This is a genomic window from Azoarcus sp. DN11, from assembly GCF_003628555.1.
Taxonomy (GTDB): Bacteria; Pseudomonadota; Gammaproteobacteria; order Burkholderiales; family Rhodocyclaceae; genus Aromatoleum.
This window is the reverse complement of the sequence record NZ_CP021731.1, coordinates 3086108-3105301: the sequence shown is the minus strand read 5'-3', so window position 1 is coordinate 3105301 and position 19194 is coordinate 3086108. Positions and strand designations below refer to the sequence as shown.

Genomic DNA, 19194 nt, shown 5'->3' with positions numbered 1-19194 from the left:
ATGCCCAAGGAGTATTCCCGCAGCCAGCGCGTGGCGGAGCAGGTCCGCCGCGAGCTGGCCGAGCTGATCCGCCTCGAAGTGAAGGATCCCCGGGTGGGATTCATCACGCTGACCGACGTCGAGATCACGCCCGACTATGCGCATGCAAAGGTGTTCTTCACCTCGATGCGCGGGGAGGAAGGGCTGGACGAGATCCTCGTCGGCTTGCGCCGCGCGAGCGGCTTCCTGCGTCGCGAACTTGGCAAGCGCGTGCGCATTCACACGCTGCCCGAGCTGCATTTCCAGTACGACCCGTCCGTCGAGCGCGGCAGTCGCATGTCGCAGTTGATCGACCAGGTGGTGCGCGACGATGACGCGCGGCACAAGGACGAGCCGGAAGACTGACCGGCCTTGAAGACGCAGAAGCAGTTCAGGCACCAGCGGCGCGCGCTGGATGGCGTTCTCCTGCTCGACAAGCCGCAGGGCATGACGTCGAACGCCGCCTTGCAGACCGCGCGCCGGCTGTTGAACGCGGCAAAGGCAGGGCACACGGGGACGCTCGATCCGATGGCGACGGGTTTGCTGCCGCTGACCTTCGGGGAGGCGACCAAGTTCTCGCAGATGCTGCTCGATGCGGACAAGGAGTACGAGGCAACCGTCCGCCTCGGGATCGAAACCGACACGGGGGATGCCGAGGGCCGGCCGACCGCCAGTGCGCCGGTGGCAGTGACGGAAGAAGCGATCCGTGCGGCACTGGTATGCCTGACGGGAGAGATCGAGCAGATCCCGCCGATGTATTCGGCGCTCAAGCGCGACGGCAAGCCCTTGTATGAGTACGCGCGCGCCGGCATCGAAGTCGAATTGACGCCGCGACGCGTGGTCATTCATGCCCTCGAGTTGCTGGAATCGGGGGACGAGAATTTCCGGGTCCGCGTGGCGTGCAGCAAGGGGACCTATGTCCGTACGCTCGCGATCGACCTTGGTCGCCTGCTCGGTTGCGGTGCCCACCTGTCGGCGCTTCGGCGCACGCGCATCGGCCCCTTTGCAGTGGGGGCGGGCACGGTGACGCTCGCGGCGCTCGAGGGCGTTGCGGCCGACGAGCGTGAACAGCTGCTTGCGCCTGCCGACGCGCTCGTGGCCCATTTGCCGGCAGTTACTCTCTCCCGCACGCAGACCACGGGTTTGCTGCAAGGGCGGGTGCTGGCGGTCGATTGCGGGAAGCGGGGGCTCGTGAGGGTTTACGGGGACGGGCGCTTTCTGGGGCTGGGGGAATTGGCTGATGATGGCCGCCTGTCGCCAAAACGCCTCGTTGCAACCGGTACAACTACGCAACAGTCTTGATAAACATTGAGTTTTTTATGGCGCGTTGGGTATAATCCCACGCTTCTGATTGGCAGAAAACGAAAAGAGTAAACACCCACATGGCTCTCGATACCGCATCCAAGGCGCAGATCGTCACCGACTTCCAGCGTGCACAAGGCGACACCGGCTCGCCGGAAGTTCAGGTTGCGCTGCTCACCGCCCGCATCAACGGACTCACTGGTCACTTCAAGGCCAACGCGAAGGATCACCACTCGCGTCGCGGCCTGCTCAAGATGGTCAGCCAGCGCCGCAAGCTTCTCGACTACCTGAAGCGCACGAACGCCGACAGCTATCGCACCCTCATCGAACGTCTGGGTCTGCGCAAGTAATTCGCTGGCCGTGTCGCGTCTGACAACGTCGAAAAAGACAAGGTAGCGAACAAGCCGGTGCGGATCCCGCGGGGTCGCACCGGCTTTGTTTTTGCTGGCTGCCATGCGCGAACGGGGCTGCTTGCAGTTGTAGTCTGCTGCTTTCCATTCATCTAAAGGATATTCAACTTGCCTACCGCCATCAAAAAAACATTCGCATACGGCGCGCATACCGTCACCATCGAGACCGGGGAGATTGCTCGTCAGGCAGGTGGTGCCGTCATCGTGAACATGGATGACACGATGGTCCTGGCGACCGTCGTTGCCGCCAAGGAAGCAAAGCCCGGCCAGGATTTCTTCCCGCTCACCGTCGATTACGTCGAGAAGTTCTACGCAGCAGGTCGCATTCCCGGTGGTTTCTTCAAGCGTGAAGGGCGCCCGACCGAGAAGGAAACGCTGACCTGCCGCCTGATCGATCGCCCGATCCGCCCGCTTTTCCCGGACGGCTTCTATAACGAAGTCCAGATCATCGTCACGGTTCTGTCGTTGAACCCCGAGATCGATTCCGACATCCCCGCGATGATTGCCGCCTCGGCTGCGCTGGCGATCTCCGGCGTCCCGTTCAACGGCCCGATCGGCGCGTGTCGTGTCGGTTACGCCAACGGCGAATACATCCTCAACCCGACTGTCGAGCAGCTCAAGACCAGCGAGCTTAACCTCGTCGTCGCTGGCACCGAGGTCGCGGTCCTGATGGTCGAGTCCGAGGCGCAGGAACTGTCGGAAGAAGTCATGCTGGGCTCCGTGGTATTTGGCCACCAGCAGCTGCAGGTCGCGATCCGCGCCATCAACGAACTCGTCGAGATCGCCGGCAAGCCCGAGTGGGATTGGCAGCCGCCCGCGAAGAACGAGGCGCTGATCAGCCGCCTGAAGGAGCTCGCGGGCGCCCAGCTCGAGGATGCGTTCCGCATCACCAGCAAGCAGGCCCGTACCGAGCGCGTCAACGAGATCCGCAAGAACACGTTCGCGACGGTTGGCGCCGAAATGGAAACTGCGCCGTCGGCGAACGAACTCAAGGACATCTTCCACGAACTCGAAGCGGGTATCGTGCGCAGCCGCATCCTTGCCGGCGAGCCCCGCATCGATGGACGCGACACCCGTACAGTCCGCCCGATCGAGATCCGCGTCGGCGTGCTGCCGCGTACGCACGGTTCGGCGCTGTTCACGCGCGGCGAAACCCAGGCGCTGGTCATTGCGACCCTGGGTACGGGCCGGGACGAGCAGATCATCGATGCGATCGCGGGTGAGTACCGTGAAAGCTTCATGCTGCACTACAACTTCCCGCCGTTCTCGACCGGTGAAACCGGGCGCATGGGTGTCACCAAGCGCCGCGAAGTCGGTCACGGCCGCCTGGCGAAACGGGCCCTGGTTGCCGCACTGCCGGCGCAAGAGGATTTCAGCTACACGGTTCGCGTGGTTTCGGAGATCACCGAGTCCAACGGCTCGAGCTCGATGGCGTCGGTGTGTGGCGGATCGCTCGCGCTGATGGACGCCGGCGTGCCGATGAAGGCCCACGTTGCGGGCATCGCGATGGGCCTGATCAAGGAAGGCAACCGCTTTGCCGTCCTGACAGACATCCTTGGCGACGAGGATCACCTCGGCGACATGGACTTCAAGGTCGCGGGTACCGAGAAGGGCGTAACCGCGCTGCAGATGGACATCAAGATCCAGGGCATCACCAAGGAGATCATGCAGGTCGCGCTCGCCCAGGCGGGCGAGGGGCGCATGCATATTCTCGGCATCATGAAGAGCTCCTTGGCGTCACATCGCGGTGAAGTGTCGGAATTCGCCCCGCGCATGATCACGATGAAGATCAATCCCGAAAAAATCCGGGACGTGATCGGCAAGGGTGGGGCGGTCATTCGTGCGCTGCAGGAAGAGACTGGTACTGTCATCGAGCTGGAAGATGACGGCAGCGTCAGGATCTCGTCGGTGAGCGCCGACGGTGCGCAGCTCGCGAAGCAGAAGATCGAAGCGATCACTGCGGAGGTCGAGGTGGGCAAGGTGTACAACGGCACGGTCGTGCGTCTGCTCGACTTCGGCGCGATCGTTAACATCATGCCGGGCCGCGACGGGCTGCTGCACGTCTCGCAGATCGCGAACGAACGGGTCAATAACGTTGCGGACTACGTCAAGGAAGGCCAGGCGGTGCGCGTCAAGGTTCTTGAGACGGATGAGCGTGGCAAGATCCGTCTGAGCATGAAGGCGCTGCTGGATCAGGCTGCCGAGTAAGTTGCTGCAGGAAGAAAAAAGGTTCTTCGCGCGATCTGGGGAAAGTAGAGGTTGACGGGTCGGAGGTTGGTAGATTGGCAGTCGCCAAACAAACCGATCCCCTTCCTCTTCCCCGTCATGCGAGATGCTATGTTGGGCCTGGTCTTCTGGGAAGGCCATGTCGTCGATTCATCCCAGGAGCGAACCGACGGTTCGCTGCTTCTGTCCCTTTCTGAAGTCCCCTCTTACCGTCCCCGATGCGGGCGTTGCGCCAGTGAGTGCGTCCTGATTCATGAGCGACGGCGGCGCCGGGTGCGCGACCGAGACTGGTTTGACCGACGGGTCTGGCTGGACGTGCCGATCCGGCGGCTCGACTGCTATCAGTGCGGCGCGCGTGCGGCCGAGCGGCTGAGCTGGCTCGATGCGGGCGAGCGCATCACGCACCGACTGCGAGCCTGGGTCCAGGCGCTCGTACAGATGCTGCCGATTGCCCATGTTGCCGAACTGACCGGTTTGCACTGGCACACCATCAAGCGCATCGACCAGCGACGCCTGCAGGCCCGGTACGGCGATTTCGAGGCCCAGGGGGTGCGTCGGCTGGTGATGGATGAGTTCGCCCTGCACAAGGGACACCGCTACGCGACGGTGATCATGGATGCTGAACGCATGCGGGTGCTGTGGGTCGGAGAAGGCAACAGTCGCGAGGCGATCCGACCATTCTTCGAACTGCTCGGCGAAGAAGGCTGCCAACACATCGAAGCCGTCGCGATGGACATGAACACCGCCTTCGATCTGGAGGTGCGAGCCCATTGTCCGAACGCAGAAGTAGTCTATGACCTGTTTCACGTCGTCGCGCGCTTCGGTCGGGAAGTGGTCGATCGGGTGCGGGTCGATCAGGCCAACGCCTTGCGCAGCGCGCCGGCACAGCGTCAGGTGATCAAGCGCTCTCGCTGGCTGTTGCTGCGTAACCGCGACAACCTCGGCAACGAGCAGGCGGTCAAGCTTGACGAGTTGCTGGCGGCCAACGCGCCACTGGCCACTGTCTATCTTCTCAAGACGGCCATCAAGGAAGTCTGGTTCGCCCCGACCGTGCGAGAAGGGGCACGAAGATGGAAGCACTGGTATCGCTTGGCCATCGACAGCGGGATCGCGCCGGCCATCGCCTTCGCCAAACGGCTGCGCAAGTACCTACGAGGCATTCTCGCCTCAGCCATCTTCCCGCTCAACACCAGCGTCCTCGAAGGCGTCAATAACCGCATCAAGGTCATCAAGCGCATGGCCTACGGGTTCCGCGACTCAGCCTATTTCTTCCTGAAGATCAAGGCCGCCTTCCCCGGAAAAACGCGATGAACCAGAAAAAAGGGGCGCCGCGGCGCCCCTTTTTCGTTTATGCCTATGCGCAAAGCGCTGCGATGTTCAATCGGGCTGCTTATTTCGCGACCTGGCGTTCGCGCATTTCCTCCAGCGTCTTGCAGTCGATGCAGAGCGTTGCCGTGGGGCGCGCTTCAAGCCGCTTGAGACCGATCTCGACGCCACAGCTGTCACAATAGCCGTATTCGCCGGCATTGATGCGGCCAAGGGCTTCGTCGATCTTCTTGATCAGTTTGCGCTCACGGTCGCGATTGCGCAGTTCGAGCGCAATGTCCGACTCTTGGCTGGCACGATCGTTGGGGTCGGCGAAAGCAGTGGCTTCGTCCTGCATCGTATGAACGGTGCGCTCGATATCGCCAGCCAGTTCCCGTTTCACCGATTCCAGCATTTCGCGGAAGTGGGCCAGCTGCTTCTCGCTCATGTATTCCTCGCCCTTTTCGGCGACGTACGGCGGGAACTGTTTCTGCAGTGTATCGTCCGGCATGACTTCGACTTCCGGTTGGTAATTGAAAGAGTCGAACTAATATCAGAAACTGCCCCGCAGAGCAAGTAAAGACACGGTTCTCGGGATCGCCATGCATTTGCGGTGCGGATGCAAAAAATACCGGTCCGTGTTTGACGCGCAGGGAATGAGTGTGTATTATTCGCGGCTCTCGGGGTGTAGCGCAGTCCGGTAGCGCGCTTGCTTTGGGAGCAAGATGTCGGGGGTTCGAATCCCTCCACCCCGACCAGCTAACCCCGATGCCCGCGGGATCTGCCCGTAGCTCAACTGGATAGAGCACCGGCCTTCTAAGCCGGGGGTTACAGGTTCGATTCCTGTCGGGCAGGCCAGTAAGAGGTTTTTGGCTGTAGAGTTTCTGCAGCCGGAGAAGTGGCGGCATTAGCTCAGTTGGTAGAGCACTGGATTGTGGCTCCAGTTGTCACCGGTTCGATCCCGGTATGTCGCCCCAAAATCAAAGAGATACGGCACCCTTCGGGGTGCCGTTTTCAATACTCCCGCGTTTTTTCAAAACTCCCCGCTGATTTATTCCAGCGGAGTCGCTTTCTTTACCCTGCGCCGGTCATAGACCTTTTCGATCATTGCATCGGACGCATGGCCGGAAAGGGTGCGCGCATCCCGGCCCGCTTCCTTCAATTCTGTTACCGTCTTCGCGCGCAGGTCGTGGAAGTGGAACCGCTCGGCAAGGATCGGCGGCTCGCCGTTCGGTCCAGGCGCGGTGGCCTTGTCCATCGTTCGCTGCCACGCCGTCTTCCAGCCTTCGACCGTCATCGGCGATCCGTCGCGGCTCGTCACGAGCCGCGTGCTCGCAATGGGGCGTTCGAGGTCCTTCAGCGCATCGACCGCAGCACGTAGTGCAGGCGTCCAGCCGATGCAGATTTGCACCGGGCGACTCCGTGCGGTCTTGCCTTGCGTGATCAGGAGGCCCTCTGCGGTAATCGCATCGCGGCGTAGAGCAAGGAGATCGCCGCGGCGCTGTCCGGTGAGGCGCGCGAGATCCATCATTGCCGCGACGAGGGGAGGCGCAACCTTCTTCACGGCGTCGAATTCCACGTCGGTGACGTAGCGCGTGCGCGGCATTTCCTTGAACGGCTTCACCTCGCGCACTGGATTGTCGCGGCAATGGCCCCACATGATGGCGTGCCGCATGACGTCCTGCAGAAGGGAGCGTTCGCGATTGGCTCGCACCTTCGACTTCTGGCCGCGCACCTGCATGAAGTCCCACACGTCGGCTGGGGTGATGTCGGCGGGCTTCATCTGTCCGAACACCTTCGTCAGAGTGGAGGCTTCCAGTTTATTCCCCGCCTGCGTGCTCGCGGCCTTCTGCGGGACGACTTCGCGCAGGTATCGACCGATGACGCCCGACATCGTTTCCTTGGGGGCGTTCGTGTTCTCCAGCTCCGCCCACTTCGTGCGCGCGATCGACAGGTCGCGGCCGAGATTGATCCAGCCGCCCTTAGCGGCGTACCAATACGACCGCCCTTTGAGATACATGCGGGGCGGCAGGTTGAGATCAATTTTGCGCGGGCGTCCCATCATTACAGAATAGCTCCGAGATCGGGGCCTTGTCTGCGATGGGTAGATGCAGTTGAACCGCCCATGCGCTTCTCGACGATTGAGCGCAGGACTTTTGGATCGCCAGCTGCGTTCTCCTCGTATGGCCAGCCACGATCCGTGAGCCAACGCTTTTGCAGTGACGGCTTCTGGTAGCCGGTGAGGTTGCGGAGTTCGTCCTTGGTCAGGAACATGTCATGCCTCTTTTGACGCAGGCAGTAGCTTCGCCTCGGTCGCGTCCTCCAGCGCAGTCTTACCGCTTGGCGGCGTCTGCGACGGAGTATGGGTCGTCCTTGATCCGGCTACCTCCGGTGTTGTTTTCGCGCTGGAAGTCTTGACGAGAAGACCGGCAGGCATCGACTCGGCCGACATAGGCAATCTTCCCGAGCAGGCCGGTGATACACAGAGCGGTCATGGCGAAGCCGTCGGCTGCGCCCGTAAGACCGCCTAGCGTCAGGAAGGGGCAAGTCTCACTCACAGTGTCCGGAACGACACCGAAGGCATGCTGTTTCATGAGGCACTGTCCGCAGTAGGGAACGCTCTTCGGTCCTCCTGTGGTCGGAGCTCGTAGTAGCGATCGATGAATAGGTGCTTCGCCACGATAGGTGCTAGCGCCTGAATCGGCCGGGCCAGCGGTGAGGACTGTGTCGTACCGGTCCATGCGTCTTCATAGGGCGGATCGAGATCGCGTCGTTCGGTGGCGCGGAGTACGAGGTCCGCGTACTTGACCGATGGCGGCAGGTAGGGCGGGGCGCCGAGGTCGGCCAGAATGTCCGCGGTCGTCTGGCTCTCTGCATTGAGGCAGGCGGCGAGCAGTTTCCTGAGCGCATCTCCGGCGTGGAGGAGAAGCGCCGCCAGGGCGTCATCGGGCGGCACGATGGTGCTCGCTAGATAGTCGTGCTGCGCGACCGAATAGAAGGTGTGCGCACGGCCCGCGAAGCAGCACGTGCTCGCGAGGACGTGGGCGATGTCCTCGATGTTTACTTGGCCCGGTACTGTGTCTCCTCCAAGGTTCTGATCGGCACCGATCGGGCCGCCGGTTCGGCGCATGGCGTGCGCCGCCTGGGATTCATGTTTCATCTGTTTCTCCTTGCTGGCGTTCGTTGTCCGAATAGTCGATGCATGCCAAGGCCGGCCGACGGCGATTGCAGCGGTCGCAAGGCGGGGAATCAGGACGAGACGAAGTCAGAGCGGCGAAAAGCGCCGCTTGACGAGCAAGGAAATGAGCGATTGAGTCGCGCGAAGCGAGAGAGCGAGGCGTCCCCGCCACGTCTCAAGGCGTGCGCAGCGCTTTTGAGACGAGAGAAAAATACCGACACGATCGTCGTTTGGCAAGTCCCGGAATTACCCAAGACGGGATGCTGCCGCGGTGTCGCCCACCTTCGTGGCGCGATCCTTGATGTAAGTGGGTACCTGAAGGGCCTCAGGATAGGGAGGGCCGCAGGAGAGGCGCTCGGGGAGGGAGCCGGAAGGCGGGGGGTAGTACGAGAACATCGGTCTCTCTTCGAAAAATTACGGAGAGGCGTATCCCACCGAGATGGACATGAATCTTGAGGCTGACCCCGGACCCGAAGGTCGTTCCGGTTACAGGGGCTGACCGGACGCTGAATATATTCGTAGGCGCCATACGCCGGCTCGTCAAGGGGCCGCTTCACAATGTGTCGATTGCCAGGTCAGGTTCTCCGTCGACGGTTGCCGGCAAAGGAGTGGCCCCCGTGCGCACGACAACGTCAGCGTCGGCCGCTTGGACCTTTACGACGCGCCCGTTACGGTGCCTTGCGCGGTGAAGCCCTTGATGACATCCAGATGGCCGGCGTTCTGAGTGCGCAGCGCTTCCAGCTCGCCTGTCGCCTGAGCGAGGCGAGCGGCCAGGTCGCGGGACTCCTTGCGCATCTCCGACAGATCAGCCTCGAGGTTCGTGTTTCGCTGCTTTTGGTCCTGTAGCTGGCTGTCGAGGTTCGCCACTTCACGCGTGTGGCGGGCTTGGCTATCCGCCAGACGCTCGCTGAGGCCTGCGGCCTTCGCCTCTGCGATCGCGGCCAGACGTTCGGCATTGGTGCGAGCGTCGCGCTCGGCGTCTACCGCACTTCGTAGCCGCTCGTTGTCCTTTTCGAGGACGGGGATAGTGTCGAGTCGGACATGTGCCTTGGCTAACTCGGTGCGGGTGGCCTCGGCTGCGTGGCGCTCACGGGCGGCTTCGTCTCTTGCGGCGGAGAGATCGGTCTCCATCTGCTCGATTTTTCCGGCGAGCGCTGCCTTCTCTTCCTGAGACGTCTGCAGGGCGCTTTCCAGCGTCTCGATGTGGCCGCTCTGGCGCTCGTTCTCGGCGGCGAGTTCGTTGGCGGCCGCTTGCATGTCGGACAGTTTGGCGTCGAGGTCGGCCCGAGCCGTTGCCCTTTCCTGCGTCACACAATCGAGAATCGCCCGTTGCAGCGCTGGGGGGAGGGCTGAACCTGCTTCGATCGAGGGTGGCTGGTTGCCTTCCCATCGTTGGAACAGCTTATGGATGGTGCCCAGGCTGCCGCTGCCGTGACGCTCGCGGATCTGGCGTGGGGTGGGTTTCCCGCCGGCGGCTTTGATGCCATCGGCGATGGCCGCCACCTGCTCGTACGTGATGCTGGCTTCCCGAGGCATCTCACGTCTCCAGTACGATACGTTACGTACGATAGGTTACGGTACGGTATGAATCAAGCGCCCATGACCTCGATCGAGGTGAGCCCGGTCAGCGGTGGGGGGGGGCGCTGCTTGTGGCCCTGGCGAGTCCGGTTTCGCAGACTTCTCATGTCGCTGGCGCCCCCCGTGGAGGTCGTCGGGCCGCGAGGTCAAGGGGCGTTTGCGCTACCGATTCGCCGCGGATTGACGGTCTTGGCATCGCCTTCAAGCTGTCGCACCCGACCCAGTCCTCCCAGACGGTCAGGACTTCGCCGTCGATCTCGTCGGGTTCGAGGGCGTCGGGGGCTACCAATGCGCGGTCGATCCATCGTATTCGTAGCAGTGTTCCGGCGCGTTCGAGGATCTCGACCCATCCGTGCTCGCGGTGGATCGCCATCTCGCCCGGTCGCAGACGGGCCGGATGGGTGTTGATGTGCACGACGTTCATAACCCTTACCTCCATGCCCAGGGGAATGTCATGTGATTGCAGTGTGGATGGCGCCAAGTCGGGTGCAGCCCCCGAGCGGAGGAGCCCCATCGGGGAGAACAACTGGCGCGGGGGGCCTTTCAGACGATGGGAGCACCACAGGATGGGCCCGCCGTGGGCACCAGCTCCCTGTCTGGGGCGTCAAACGCGCGCGGGCGGCATCAAATCCGGCGCATTGGCGTGCTGTTGCAGATGCGAGAGGTCGTGCAGCCGAGCAGGCTGGTCGCGATCGTGTGCGAAGGGTTTCTGTCGGGCGGATGAGATCCGTTCCCTCGCGGGAATGTCGCTGATCAAGCGAAGAAATGCAAGGCGGTTTGGTCAGGCTGAAGGTGCGCTCGAGTCGTCGCGTCACTGTCTGGGCGCAACTCGGCTGGTGCTTGTTCCTGAGGCGGTGGCATGCTGCCATTGGCTCGATGGCGTTGCCCCGTTGCCCCGTTGACGGCGCGGGCACTTGGCGTAGAATCGTCACGAGTATTCGGCCATGCGGCCGTTGTACTGTGTCCGGTCAGCCCCTGTAACCGGAACGACCGTCAGGTCCGGGGTTTCGTTTGTATCACCCACCCGATCGGGAAGATTCACTTCCCGATCATGGGATGTGTGGTCTCCCGATTTTTTTCGTCTGGAGACTGTCATGTCCGAATCCACGCAAGTTGCTTCCAAGACCGCTCCCGAGAAGGAGCATTTCGACCTGCATACCAAGGGATGCGGCTATTTGGGCCGGGTCCGGTGGGTGAAGCCGCGCGGTGGTGGCCGTCGAGCCGAGCCCTTTCTCGCATGCGCAATCAACGCTGTTCACGGGTCCGTCACGGAACCGGCGTACACGTACTTTGACCTCAGAGTGGTCGGTGCCGAGTGTGCCGAGCTCGTTGAACGCTTCAAGCAGGATGTCCAGAACGACCGCAAGGTCTTTGTGTCATTCCGCGTGGGTGACATCTACCCACATCTCTACTATGCCGACGTCAAGGATTCCGAAACCGGTGCGCCCGGCAAGGAACCGCGAGTCATCATCAAGGGCCGGCTGCTACTGCTGACGCACGTCAAGGTGGACGGCCAAACGGTCTACGAACGCCCGAAGACAACGGATGTTCAGCCAGCGGCCGAAAGCGCTCATCTGGAGCGCACCGGCACCAGCGGGTGATCGCCCGATCAGCCGTTCCAAGCTCGGAGCCTTTCGTGGGTTCCACCCGTTTTGCACGTTTCGGCAAAAAACGTGCGTGGTGCGCCCAGTCAGCCCCTGTAACTGGGACGGCCGTCAGGCCTGGGGTCCTCGGTCGGGCCTTGCCTGTCCGCTTCGATCCCGTACCGGTCCGGAATACCGGTGCCTCTTTCAAAGCCGGGGCCACCAACCATGTTGGTGGCCCTCCTGTACCGCACGCACCGATGGTTCGATCCGTTCGGTGTCCGATTTTCAACCACCCATCGGGGGCGCTCGTCCCCTTCGGTGGGCACGCCTCCGATACCGCATTCGGAGATCGAGATCGTGAGCATCACTGTCGAAGGCACGCTGAACATCAAGCGCATCAAGGGGGCCAATGGCCCGTTCTGTGTCGGCGATCTGCTGACCGATATCGGCGAGTTTCGGGTCAAGGACCCGATCCTCGATCAGTTCGAGGAAGGGAGCTACACGGGGCGCTATATCATCCAGCGCATCTTCCCCTGGTCCTATGCCAGCAACGGTCGGCTCGTGTTGGAGATCCGCGCCCGACTCGCCGATCTGCACGTTCAAAGCGGCACGGAAAGGAGTTTGCCCGAGGCCCCGATGGAACCCGATCCCGCTGACGAGGCGGTAGCGCAGACTGCGCGTCCGGGTGCCGGGAATGGCGATTTGGAGGGAAGCGGTGCGCCCGAACGAGGGCAGGAGGGCGGGGCGCCGCCGGTATCGCCCACCACAGGTTCGGACGAATCGCCCGATCTCGAACTCTTCGGCGACGAGCTCCACGGGCTGGTCGCGGCGCGCCAACCGGTGAAGCTCGATCCGACGATCGATGACCGCCGGCGCTTCCGGGAGCAGCGCAATCGGCTGAAGTCCGGACTCCAATACGGCTTTGTGCCGGAAGAGCAGGTCTGGTATCCGGAGGAATCCGATCGGTATCGGGCCTACCTGGCCGCGAAGGCGGACGCATCGTAGAACAATCCCCGCGGCCGACTCCGGCCGGCCCGCGCGCGGGCTTTCCGAATCGGGTCAGTGCGTCAGGCTACGCGCGTGATTCGGAAAGCCTGCGAGGGCTCCATCGACAACTGGGCAGCAACACGCCCGATGTGTTGCGGCATTTGCGTCGGCGGTTTTCCCGCGCGCCCTTTCATCGGCGCCCACGCCTTCCACTGGGGTGCCTCGCATCCGAGCCACGGGGTCTCACGGCAACGCGCCTGAGGCCCGCGGGTGTGACGAAGGTATCGTTCAAATCCCATCCAAGCGGAACCAGCGGGTTCCCATGGTCGGCCCACAGCAGGCAGACCGACGATGGAAATCCGTTTGCGGCCGTCCGGCTATCGGCCGGTGGCGCGTGTTGCCAGATTCATCAGCCTGTCAGTCCCTGCAACAGGACCGAGCATCTCGCTCCGGGACATCATCCACAACCTGCGGGTCGCGATCGGCCCGTCGAGGGTCAATGCGTCCCGCCGACTCCGAGGAGGTTCCATGGCCCTGATATTCCCGCGCCTGGCGCGCAATTTCGTGAAGAACGGCTACTACCCGACCGACCAGGCGACGCTCGAGCGGATTGTCGCCGCCCTCGATGTGGCAGGCAATGAGCTACGGATCCTTGATCCGTGCTGCGGCGAAGGCGCTGCGCTCCACCAGGTCAGGGAAGCGCTGACTGGATGCGGTGCCGCTGTTCAGGCATTCGGCGTCGAGTTCGATGCCGAGCGCGCCTGGCATGCGAAATCCGTCCTGGACCTTGCGATTCACGCCGACATTCAGGACGTCGTCGTAACACCCGGGTCCATGGGTCTCTTGTTCCTGAATCCGCCCTATGGCGACGCAGTGGCGGACCGGGCGCAGACCGGCGACAAAGGGCCGGACCGACTCGAGAAGATCTTCTTCCGGCGGACCTTTCAAACCCTTGCGTTCGGCGGCGTCCTCGTTCTCATCGTGCCCTACTACGTGCTCGATGCGGAGTTCGCAGGTCTCCTTGCCCGCAACTTCGATCGCATTCGCTTTCATATGGCTCCGGAGCAACAGTTCAAGCAGTGCGTGGTGTTCGGCGTTCGACGCCGTTCGGATCGGCCGGAATCCCGCACCGTGTCGGCGCTCATTGCTGCCGGTAAGGGCGAAGCATTCGATCAGGTATTGCCCGAGTGCTGGACCGACGAGCCGTACGCCGTTCCGGAGATTGCAGGTGGGGAGGGCCGCTTTCACGCGGTCCGCATCGACGCCGCCCAACTCGCGGCCGAGGTGGCGCGACTGCATGCGCATAGTCTCTGGCCGCAGTTCCAGACTCACTTCGGTGTTACGAAAGGCGCCCACCGTCCGCCCTTGACTGCAATGGGGCGGTGGCACCTGGCTTTGGCGCTGGCGGCCGGTCATGCTCACGGAATCGTGACCGCCGGCAGCGGTCGCACCCTGTTGATCAAGGGCGACACGTACAAGGATAGGGTCCGCTCCGTCGAGCTTTCGGAAGGCCCGGAGGGGACCGTCAGTGAAACCGTCATTCTTACCGATCGGTTCGTGCCCGTGATACGCGGGATCGACTTCACCCCAGGGCCCGGGTTCGGGGCCATCGTCACGATCCAATAGAGCAGGGCAAACGCACTGCATGTGGGTCTTGCGGAGCGCCGCTCCGCCTCGCTTTGCTGGCCTCGGCGCCGGCGCTTTGACCACCACCACTGCAACCCGAACGGGCTCCCTCTTCGGGGGCGAGCTCGCCTTTGTGTTGTCTTCCAGCCATCTATCATCCTTTGGGAGAACGAGATGCAGCAGGAAATCGATATGTGGGTGCTCGTGCGACACCGTGACGTGTCCGCACTGTCGCGCGCGGGCCGCAACGGCTCGACGACGGATCGCGAGTGGCGGGCGGGCTGCCTTGAGTATCTTCAGACCACGCTGCTGTGCCACCCGGGCACGCTCGCGCGGACGGAGGTCGTCTGGCGGCTGGCGTGCCGGGCGCCCGACGACGCCGAGACGTTCTGGACGACCATCCGAGTGGTTCGAGCCAAATTCAACCACGCACTGGCGAGTACCCTGGATCGCCTGTGCGCACTGCTTCCCGAAGCGGGTGCCGACCAGATGGAGATCCCGATCGGAGCCGACGGCGGAATCGATTGGCCGGAGGCCCTGTTTCCGATGGGCGCCGCGCTCCTCACGCACGTTGCGGAGCGACTGCAGGACACGCATGACTTCGACACTTCCGGCGAGGTCGTCCTCCACGTGCTGACCGACCTGGCGCGCCTTCTGTCCGACCATCTCACCGATCAGTCGCCGTTCTTCGATGCGATCGCGCGGTCGGTGCGTGTGCCGAGCGACAAGGTGCTGATGTCGGCGCTGGCGCAGGGCGAGTTGCTCTTGCTTCCGGTCCGGCGCATCAGCGATTCGTAGTTTCTCCTCGGGCGGCCGTGGTGCCGCGATTCCATTGTCCTCCCTCATCACCCGTCGGGTTGCACGCCCGGCGGGTGCGGCGACCGACGGGACATTCAGGAGCGCATCATGCACACATCGCGAAACTTCAACCGTATGGCGGGCGAGTACGAGCTTGCGCAGCGTCAGCCACTTCGCGTCGCCTTGATGACGGCGGGTAACCCGGACCTCGGTCAGGACCCCGCGCAAACACTTCTCGGCGTCCGGAATCGCCTGACGCCGGTGGCATCCCTTGGAGACGCGAGCCGTGTTGTCCGCCGCTTCATCGTCGAGCACCAAGTCGGCGGCGGTAATTGGGTGGGCGGACAAGTCCTCGACGGTTGCGGCCAGCAGGTCGCCTGCGTGAGTTACAACGGACGGGTGTGGCTACCCGCTCGCGGGGCAGTGCCGCAACCAGTTTCCCAGACGTAGTTTTCCGGCGACGCCATCGCGTCGACGCCGCGCGCTGTCAGCCCCTGAAACAGCGACGGCCCTTCGGGGCCCGGGGCATTCGTCCTTCATCCACCCCCATCGGGAAGATCCGCTTCCCCGCTGGGGCGCGGCATCTCCCCATTTCACGAGGAGCTTTGCCATGAATAACGTCGATTTCACCGACCTCGAAGCCACGCTCTCGGGCGCGGACGCCAGGCGCTTGTCCCGCGTCCGGTTCGCCTCCGTACCCGAAAACCAATCGTCATGGGCGATTGGCGTCCAATGAAGGGAGGCACTCATCATGTTGTCGATCGAGGGTTTCTCCGATCTGTACGCGGATGCCTGCGTCCGCGGTGAAAATGGCGAACTGTTGCTGCTGTCCTTGTACGGACGCGACACCTCCGTGCTGCAGTTCATGTCCGCCTTCTCCGTGTCTCGTGATCAGGGCGGCCTGCTCCAGGCGGGGGAGGCCACCTTCACCCTGGCCGATGATGGAGCGCGATACACGATCTTCGTCCCGGAGCCGGAGCGACTCCAGAAATTCACGGGCCGTTTCCCCGACCGGAACCTGTTTGGAAGCCTGACCCACACGTGGCTCTACGACCCGGTTCTGGTGCAGCTCGACCGGCCGGGGGGAACTGCCTGGCTGGTGAGTGATGAGCGCGACGTGCCGCGCTCCCAACTGTGGGCCCTGATCCGGGACCTCAGCCCGCTGCCGCTCCTCGATCACTGGCGCGATCCGCTGCTCGACGGCCTGGGCGATCGGCTCTGCATGCCGCTGAGCCGCTTCAAGTTCCCGCCGCTCGGCAAGGTCGGCGGCGTTCGCGTCACGTTGGAGGAGCGCTTCCAGGACATCGTTTCGATGGCCGTCAAGCAGGGTGTGTTGACGCTCGAGGCGGACGACCTGTCCGCTGACGCGGCGGGACTAATCCAGGCGATCGCCGAAGCATTGCCGCCCGTGCGGGCCCTGTTCAAGCCCTTGTTCGAGCTCGGTCGCGTGGTGATGACAGCAGGGGTCGAGCCGTTCCTCGAGCGCCATCCGGATCTCGTCGACCGCTGTCTCGGCGCCTACGTAAGAGGCGATTGGGGGGTGAGTTCCGAACCCGAGCAGAACGACGAGGCCGTGCGGTCGGGCGACCGCATACTCGCCGCGTATCCGATCGACCCGGCTCGGCCGAGCGCAGGCTACGGCACCAATACGTTGTGGCTCATCACTGAAGCGGACCGCAGCGTCACGACCTTGCTGCTGCCCGAAGAGTACTGAGGCAAAAGCGTTCGGGGCGAATACGTCCGCCTTCGGCTATCGCCCCGTTCTTCCACATCAAACCCATGCGGGGACACGTACCCGCATGGGTTCGGTCTCCGCCTTCTCGAGGAGACCTCCATGCAACTCGCACATGCCGACTTCGCATCGGCTCTCGTCCTTCCGGGACCTGCCCAGCTGTCGCTGGCGGAGTTCGTCGACGACTTCGGCGCCAGCCTGCTGGACGCCGTTCGACGCCAGAATCCTCCCGTCTATGACGGCGCAGCCGATCCGCGGCGCGATGAGTTGATGGATCGGCTGCGCCGGAAGCCCTTTCCGGCGCAGCGCGATGCCGTCCAAGCCTTGACTCGCTTGCTGCTCAACACCGGCGACCCGGCGGCGATCCTCAACGCCGAGATGGGAACTGGCAAGACCATGATGGCGATCGCCGCGGCCGTCGTGATGCACGAGGCGGGCTTCCGCCGCACCCTTGTACTGTCTCCGCCTCACTTGGTGTACAAGTGGCGCAGGGAAATCATGCTGACCGTGCCGGATGCTCGAGTCTGGATACTCAACGGGCCGGACACGCTGCAGAAGCTGCTCACACTGCGCGCGATGTGCACGGTGCCCGCGGTGCCGGAGTTTTTCGTGCTCGGGCGCGTGCGGATGCGCATGGGTTTTCATTGGCGACCCGCGTTCACCGTACGCAGGACGGCTTATCGGGACGAGCTCGGCGCGCGCCACGTCGCCGCCTACGCCGCGTGTCCGGACTGCGGGCAATGGCTGACGGACAGGGCCAACGACTCCGAGCTGCCAATGTCGGCGGCGCGCGCGAAGGTCGTGCTCGACGAGAATCGAAGCGCTTGCCCTCATTGCAGCGGGCGCCTGTGGACCTTGACCCGCAAGGGCAAGCCGCAGCGCTCGCACCGCGAGCTCGTCATGGACGCGTTGCAGCAGTTGCCGACCATCGGCGTGAAGACCGCTGACAACCTGGTCCGACGATTTGGCGAGGAGATGCTCGGCGCCATGCTGGCGGACAACGTGCACGAGTTCATCAACCTGATGGACGAGGAGGGGGAACTCGTCTTCTCCGACCGTCAGGCCGCACGCATGGAGCGCGCAATGGCCGCCATGGAGATCGGCTTCGGCCAAGGTGACTACCAGGCGACGGAATTCGTCAAACGGTACTTGCCCCAAGGCTACTTCGGGCTGCTGGTGGTCGACGAGGGGCATGAGTACAAGAACGCTGGAAGCGCACAGGGACAAGCTATGGGCGTCCTGGCCGCCAAGTGCAGCAAGACGCTACTGCTCACCGGCACGCTGATGGGCGGCTACGCCGATGACCTGTTCTATCTCCTCTGGCGTCTCAATCCGAGGGCGATGATTGACGATGGTTATCGCCCGAACGTGCGTCGCAGCCTGGGCCCGGCAGCAATGGTCTTCATGCGCGACCACGGTGTCGTGAAGGATATCTACCGGGAGGCGGAAAGCCGCTCCCATCGGACGGCGAAGGGCAAGACGATCAGCCATCGAACGGCCAAAGCCCCCGGTTTCGGCCCGAAGGGCATCATGCGGTACGTGCTGCCCTGCACGGTCTTCCTGAAGCTCAAGGACATCGGCGGGGACGTTCTGCCGCCCTACCGCGAGGTGTTCGAATCGGTGGTGATGACAGAGGCCCAGCGCGAGGGCTACACGAAGCTCGCGAGGGTCCTCACGGCCGAGTTGCGCCAAGCGCTGCGCTGCGGTGACGCGACGCTGCTCGGTGTGGTGCTCCAGGTGCTGCTGGCGTGGCCCGACTGCTGCTTCCGTGACGAACTCGTCAGGCATCCTCGAACCGGCGCCCAGCTTGCGTATCAGACGGCAGTCTTCGGCGACAGGGACGTGAGCCCGAAGGAAGCGGCGCTGATCGAGCTTTGCCGTCATGAGAAGGGCAGGGGCCGCAAGGTGCTCGCGTACTCCATCTACACCGGGACCCGAGACACCACGAGTCGCCTTCGGGTCCAGCTGGAACGCGCCGGCTTCAAGGTGGCCGTGCTGCGCGCGAGCGTCGAAGCAGCCCGGCGCGAGGACTGGGTGGCCGACCAGGTCGAACGCGGCATCGACGTACTCGTCACAAATCCGGAACTCGTGAAAACCGGGCTCGACTTGCTCGACTTTCCGACCATCGCCTACATGCAGTCGGGCTACAACTGCTACACCCTGCAGCAGGCCTCGCGCCGTTCATGGCGCATCGGGCAGCGGAACGACGTGGCCGTGCACTTCTTCGGATACGCGGAATCGGCGCAAATGGACTGCCTCACATTGATGGCGCAGAAGATCGCGGTGGCGCAATCGACGTCGGGCGACATGCCGGAGACGGGCCTCGACGTCCTCAATCAGACCGGTGACAGCATCGAGGTGGCGCTGGCCAAGAAGTTGGCGGCCTGACGAAGCCAGGGCGGGGGCGGCAGCCCTCGTCCTGGTTTCACCTCGCTCCCGCATCCAGCA

General features: G+C 63.3%; 20 protein-coding genes and 3 tRNA genes. 16 read left to right on the top strand and 7 right to left on the bottom strand.

Features of this window, described 5'->3' with window-relative positions; translation table 11 throughout:
• From rbfA to CDA09_RS14275, 5 genes are all read left to right on the top strand, one after another.
• A complete protein-coding gene (rbfA, locus tag CDA09_RS14295; RefSeq protein WP_121429259.1) occupies window positions 1–384 on the top strand; it encodes a 30S ribosome-binding factor RbfA in 384 nt (127 codons plus the stop codon).
• A 6-nt stretch (window positions 385–390) separates the two neighbouring features.
• Window positions 391–1320, top strand: a complete 930-nt coding sequence (gene truB / locus CDA09_RS14290; RefSeq protein WP_121429258.1) for a tRNA pseudouridine(55) synthase TruB — start codon at window positions 391–393, stop codon at window positions 1318–1320.
• Window positions 1321–1400: 80 nt separating this feature from the next.
• Entirely contained in the window at window positions 1401–1670 is a 270-nt protein-coding gene (gene rpsO / locus CDA09_RS14285; RefSeq protein WP_121429257.1) for a 30S ribosomal protein S15, read from the top strand.
• 168 nt (window positions 1671–1838) lie between these two features.
• Window positions 1839–3938 (top strand): polyribonucleotide nucleotidyltransferase, encoded by a 2100-nt coding sequence (pnp, locus tag CDA09_RS14280; protein WP_121429256.1) that lies wholly within the window; start codon window positions 1839–1841, stop codon window positions 3936–3938.
• A gap of 117 nt (window positions 3939–4055) precedes the next feature.
• Window positions 4056–5267, top strand: coding sequence for an ISL3 family transposase (locus CDA09_RS14275; protein ID WP_121427713.1), 1212 nt, complete (start codon window positions 4056–4058; stop codon window positions 5265–5267).
• Window positions 5268–5346: 79 nt separating this feature from the next.
• On the opposite strand, the gene dksA is transcribed toward CDA09_RS14275, so the two are convergent.
• Window positions 5347–5772: an RNA polymerase-binding protein DksA gene (dksA, locus tag CDA09_RS14270; protein ID WP_121429255.1), complete on the bottom strand. Its 426-nt coding sequence runs from the start codon at window positions 5770–5772 to the stop codon at window positions 5347–5349.
• Between the two features lie 170 nt (window positions 5773–5942).
• On the opposite strand from dksA, the gene CDA09_RS14265 reads away from it, so the two are divergent.
• The 3 genes from CDA09_RS14265 to CDA09_RS14255 all read left to right on the top strand — a co-directional run bounded on the left by CDA09_RS14265 (window position 5943) and on the right by CDA09_RS14255 (window position 6238).
• Window positions 5943–6019: transfer RNA gene (locus tag CDA09_RS14265), tRNA-Pro, on the top strand.
• 23 nt (window positions 6020–6042) lie between these two features.
• Window positions 6043–6119 (top strand) — tRNA-Arg (locus CDA09_RS14260).
• A gap of 43 nt (window positions 6120–6162) precedes the next feature.
• Window positions 6163–6238 (top strand) — tRNA-His (locus tag CDA09_RS14255).
• A 74-nt stretch (window positions 6239–6312) separates the two neighbouring features.
• On the opposite strand, the gene CDA09_RS14250 is transcribed toward CDA09_RS14255, so the two are convergent.
• The 6 genes from CDA09_RS14250 to CDA09_RS14225 all read right to left on the bottom strand — a co-directional run bounded on the left by CDA09_RS14250 (window position 6313) and on the right by CDA09_RS14225 (window position 10441).
• Window positions 6313–7326: a tyrosine-type recombinase/integrase gene (locus tag CDA09_RS14250; protein WP_050416270.1), complete on the bottom strand. Its 1014-nt coding sequence runs from the start codon at window positions 7324–7326 to the stop codon at window positions 6313–6315.
• Window positions 7326–7535 carry a DUF4224 domain-containing protein gene (locus tag CDA09_RS14245; RefSeq protein WP_083447017.1) on the bottom strand — a complete coding sequence of 70 codons (210 nt, stop codon included), beginning with the start codon at window positions 7533–7535 and terminating at the stop codon, window positions 7326–7328. The genes CDA09_RS14250 and CDA09_RS14245 overlap by 1 nt, the downstream gene beginning before the upstream one ends.
• Before the next feature lie 59 nt (window positions 7536–7594).
• Window positions 7595–7855, bottom strand: coding sequence for a hypothetical protein (locus tag CDA09_RS14240; protein ID WP_050416269.1), 261 nt, complete (start codon window positions 7853–7855; stop codon window positions 7595–7597).
• Entirely contained in the window at window positions 7852–8421 is a 570-nt protein-coding gene (locus CDA09_RS14235; RefSeq protein ID WP_050416268.1) for a hypothetical protein, read from the bottom strand. The genes CDA09_RS14240 and CDA09_RS14235 overlap by 4 nt, the downstream gene beginning before the upstream one ends.
• Window positions 8422–9093: 672 nt before the next feature.
• Window positions 9094–9975 carry a DNA-binding protein gene (locus tag CDA09_RS14230; RefSeq protein WP_121429254.1) on the bottom strand — a complete coding sequence of 294 codons (882 nt, stop codon included), beginning with the start codon at window positions 9973–9975 and terminating at the stop codon, window positions 9094–9096.
• Window positions 9976–10120: 145 nt separating this feature from the next.
• Entirely contained in the window at window positions 10121–10441 is a 321-nt protein-coding gene (locus tag CDA09_RS14225) for a hypothetical protein (RefSeq protein ID WP_121429253.1), read from the bottom strand.
• 670 nt (window positions 10442–11111) lie between these two features.
• Between CDA09_RS14225 and CDA09_RS14220 the strand changes: the two genes are divergently transcribed.
• The 8 genes from CDA09_RS14220 to CDA09_RS14190 all read left to right on the top strand — a co-directional run bounded on the left by CDA09_RS14220 (window position 11112) and on the right by CDA09_RS14190 (window position 19134).
• Window positions 11112–11618 (top strand): DUF3577 domain-containing protein, encoded by a 507-nt coding sequence (locus tag CDA09_RS14220; protein ID WP_050416265.1) that lies wholly within the window; start codon window positions 11112–11114, stop codon window positions 11616–11618.
• 342 nt (window positions 11619–11960) lie between these two features.
• Window positions 11961–12608 carry a DUF3275 family protein gene (locus CDA09_RS14215; RefSeq protein ID WP_217351251.1) on the top strand — a complete coding sequence of 216 codons (648 nt, stop codon included), beginning with the start codon at window positions 11961–11963 and terminating at the stop codon, window positions 12606–12608.
• Between the two features lie 510 nt (window positions 12609–13118).
• Window positions 13119–14216, top strand: coding sequence for a DUF6094 domain-containing protein (locus CDA09_RS14210; RefSeq protein ID WP_121429251.1), 1098 nt, complete (start codon window positions 13119–13121; stop codon window positions 14214–14216).
• Window positions 14217–14390: 174 nt separating this feature from the next.
• On the top strand, window positions 14391–15014 hold the full coding sequence (locus CDA09_RS14205) for a hypothetical protein (RefSeq protein WP_121429250.1): 624 nt from the start codon (window positions 14391–14393) through the stop codon (window positions 15012–15014).
• A 108-nt stretch (window positions 15015–15122) separates the two neighbouring features.
• Window positions 15123–15464, top strand: coding sequence for a hypothetical protein (locus CDA09_RS14200; RefSeq protein WP_121429249.1), 342 nt, complete (start codon window positions 15123–15125; stop codon window positions 15462–15464).
• A gap of 160 nt (window positions 15465–15624) precedes the next feature.
• Window positions 15625–15750 carry a hypothetical protein gene (locus CDA09_RS23675; RefSeq protein WP_286164144.1) on the top strand — a complete coding sequence of 42 codons (126 nt, stop codon included), beginning with the start codon at window positions 15625–15627 and terminating at the stop codon, window positions 15748–15750.
• Between the two features lie 15 nt (window positions 15751–15765).
• Window positions 15766–16728, top strand: coding sequence for a hypothetical protein (locus tag CDA09_RS23530; RefSeq protein WP_217351250.1), 963 nt, complete (start codon window positions 15766–15768; stop codon window positions 16726–16728).
• A 120-nt stretch (window positions 16729–16848) separates the two neighbouring features.
• The gene (locus tag CDA09_RS14190) at window positions 16849–19134 is read left to right on the top strand and encodes a DEAD/DEAH box helicase family protein (RefSeq protein ID WP_121429248.1); all 2286 of its coding nucleotides are present in this window, start codon (window positions 16849–16851) and stop codon (window positions 19132–19134) included.
• Window positions 19135–19194: the final 60 nt, after the last annotated feature.

What these genes read in the sequence shown, in the direction of transcription:
- CDA09_RS14210 (WP_121429251.1), top strand. Translation starts at nt 13,119, where the DNA reads ATGGCCCTGATATTCCCGCGCCTGGCGCGCAATTTCGTGAAGAACGGC.
- CDA09_RS14275 (WP_121427713.1), top strand. Translation starts at nt 4,056, where the DNA reads ATGCGAGATGCTATGTTGGGCCTGGTCTTCTGGGAAGGCCATGTCGTC.
- CDA09_RS14190 (WP_121429248.1), top strand. Translation starts at nt 16,849, where the DNA reads ATGCAACTCGCACATGCCGACTTCGCATCGGCTCTCGTCCTTCCGGGA.
- CDA09_RS14200 (WP_121429249.1), top strand. Translation starts at nt 15,123, where the DNA reads ATGCACACATCGCGAAACTTCAACCGTATGGCGGGCGAGTACGAGCTT.
- CDA09_RS14225 (WP_121429253.1), bottom strand. Translation starts at nt 10,441, where the DNA reads ATGAACGTCGTGCACATCAACACCCATCCGGCCCGTCTGCGACCGGGC.
- rpsO (WP_121429257.1), top strand. Translation starts at nt 1,401, where the DNA reads ATGGCTCTCGATACCGCATCCAAGGCGCAGATCGTCACCGACTTCCAG.
- CDA09_RS14220 (WP_050416265.1), top strand. Translation starts at nt 11,112, where the DNA reads ATGTCCGAATCCACGCAAGTTGCTTCCAAGACCGCTCCCGAGAAGGAG.
- rbfA (WP_121429259.1), top strand. Translation starts at nt 1, where the DNA reads ATGCCCAAGGAGTATTCCCGCAGCCAGCGCGTGGCGGAGCAGGTCCGC.
- CDA09_RS14230 (WP_121429254.1), bottom strand. Translation starts at nt 9,975, where the DNA reads ATGCCTCGGGAAGCCAGCATCACGTACGAGCAGGTGGCGGCCATCGCC.
- CDA09_RS14240 (WP_050416269.1), bottom strand. Translation starts at nt 7,855, where the DNA reads ATGAAACAGCATGCCTTCGGTGTCGTTCCGGACACTGTGAGTGAGACT.
- CDA09_RS23530 (WP_217351250.1), top strand. Translation starts at nt 15,766, where the DNA reads ATGTTGTCGATCGAGGGTTTCTCCGATCTGTACGCGGATGCCTGCGTC.
- CDA09_RS14205 (WP_121429250.1), top strand. Translation starts at nt 14,391, where the DNA reads ATGCAGCAGGAAATCGATATGTGGGTGCTCGTGCGACACCGTGACGTG.
- CDA09_RS14250 (WP_050416270.1), bottom strand. Translation starts at nt 7,326, where the DNA reads ATGATGGGACGCCCGCGCAAAATTGATCTCAACCTGCCGCCCCGCATG.
- CDA09_RS23675 (WP_286164144.1), top strand. Translation starts at nt 15,625, where the DNA reads ATGAATAACGTCGATTTCACCGACCTCGAAGCCACGCTCTCGGGCGCG.
- CDA09_RS14245 (WP_083447017.1), bottom strand. Translation starts at nt 7,535, where the DNA reads ATGTTCCTGACCAAGGACGAACTCCGCAACCTCACCGGCTACCAGAAG.
- dksA (WP_121429255.1), bottom strand. Translation starts at nt 5,772, where the DNA reads ATGCCGGACGATACACTGCAGAAACAGTTCCCGCCGTACGTCGCCGAA.
- CDA09_RS14235 (WP_050416268.1), bottom strand. Translation starts at nt 8,421, where the DNA reads ATGAAACATGAATCCCAGGCGGCGCACGCCATGCGCCGAACCGGCGGC.